Genomic DNA, 1,471 nt, shown 5'->3' on the forward strand with positions numbered 1-1,471 from the left:
CACAGGACTTCGGCGATGTCAGCCATACCCATCGGGGCACCCGGGTGACCGGATTTGGCTTTCTGTACCGCGTCCATAGAGAGTGCGCGCAGAGCATTGGCACACTCGCGGCGCTGTAATTTTGCTGTGTTCATCTTTTATCCTTGCGGGCGGTTCAGAACATATCGCGGATCATGTTTTCCAGTTTGAGCTGGTCGACGGCAAACAGGCGGATCCCCTCAGCCAGTTTTTCAACCGCCATCGGATCCTGGTGGTGCTGCCAGAGGAACTCGGCCTGGCTCATCGGGCTCGGGCGATTTTCGCTCACGCAGCCCGGATTCAACTGGCGGTTCATCGGTGCATCGCAGGCGGCCAGTTCATCGAGCAGCGCCGGAGAGATGGTCAGACGGTCGCAGCCGGCCAGCGCCTGAATTTGCTCAATACGGCGGAAGCTTGCGCCCATCACCACCGTTTCATAACCGTGGGCTTTGTAATACTGGTAAATCTCGCGCACCGATTTCACGCCAGGATCGTTCTGCGCAACGTAGGTCGCCTGCGGGGCATTTTTCTGGTACCAGTCGTAAATGCGCCCGACAAATGGCGAAATCAGGAACACCCCGGCTTCGGCACAGGCACGGGCCTGAGCGAAGGAGAACAGCAGCGTCAGGTTACAGTTGATACCGCTTTGCTCCAGCTCTTCTGCCGCGCGGATCCCCTCCCAGGTCGCCGCCAGTTTGATCAGGATGCGTGACGGGTCGATGCCGTTTTGCTGATACAGCTGAATGAGTTTGCGGGCACGGGAAACGCACATGCCGCGATCCCAGGCGAAGCGGGCGTCCACTTCGGTGGAAATACGTCCTGGCACATGTCGCAGGACTTCGGTGCCGATATCCACCGCCACCTGATCGCAGGCATTGATAAGCTGGGTTTCCGCACTGCCGCCCTGGCGACGCGCTTTACCTACCGCATCGGCAATCAGGGCCTGATACTGCGGAAGCTGTGCCGCTTTCAGCACCAGTGACGGGTTAGTCGTGGCGTCCTGCGGGGCAAATTTTTTAATCGAATCAATATCACCGGTGTCGGCAACCACCACGGTAACGGCTTTTAAGGCTTCTAACTGGTTCATCCTGGTCTCCTTACGCGCCGTGGCGTTTAGTCTCTGGCGTGCTGATTCTGGTAATAATCAATGCGTTCTACTTTTGCCGCAGAACCGCCCCCTTCATATTCCGAAGCCAGCCAGGCCTGGATAATCAGTTTGCCCAGCTCCGGTGCTATCACACGCGCACCTAAGGTCACGATCTGTGCATTATTGCTTTTACGCGCACGTTCGGCTGAGAAAGTGTCGTGGCACTGTGCAGCGCGAACGCCCGGCACTTTATTGGCCACAATGCTCATTCCAATACCGGTACCGCAAATTAGATAGTGTCGTCACGAGGATAAAAATCATTGATAATAGGGCCTTCTAGGCTGTGTCCCTTAATCACCTGAGTTA

At 56.6% G+C, this 1,471-nt stretch carries 2 protein-coding genes and 1 pseudogene; all 3 read right to left on the bottom strand.

Annotated features, from left to right (window positions below):
• Positions 1–134: thiamine pyrophosphate-binding protein (locus ACSZPU_RS25655; protein WP_499004430.1), on the bottom strand; the 134-nt coding region annotated here is incomplete at its 3' end.
• Between the two features lie 20 nt (positions 135–154).
• Positions 155–1,105, bottom strand: coding sequence for a transaldolase (tal, locus tag ACSZPU_RS25660; protein ID WP_499004428.1), 951 nt, complete (start codon positions 1,103–1,105; stop codon positions 155–157).
• 26 nt (positions 1,106–1,131) lie between these two features.
• A pseudogene (locus ACSZPU_RS25665) lies at positions 1,132–1,407 on the bottom strand (RpiB/LacA/LacB family sugar-phosphate isomerase); the annotation flags it as partial.
• Positions 1,408–1,471: the final 64 nt, after the last annotated feature.

The organism is Phytobacter sp. V69, assembly GCF_965644215.1.
GTDB lineage: Bacteria > Pseudomonadota > Gammaproteobacteria > Enterobacterales > Enterobacteriaceae > Phytobacter.

Bases quoted from the DNA above. Each gene is read 5' to 3' on its own strand.
- tal (WP_499004428.1), bottom strand. From the start codon at position 1,105: ATGAACCAGTTAGAAGCCTTAAAAGCCGTTACCGTGGTGGTTGCCGAC.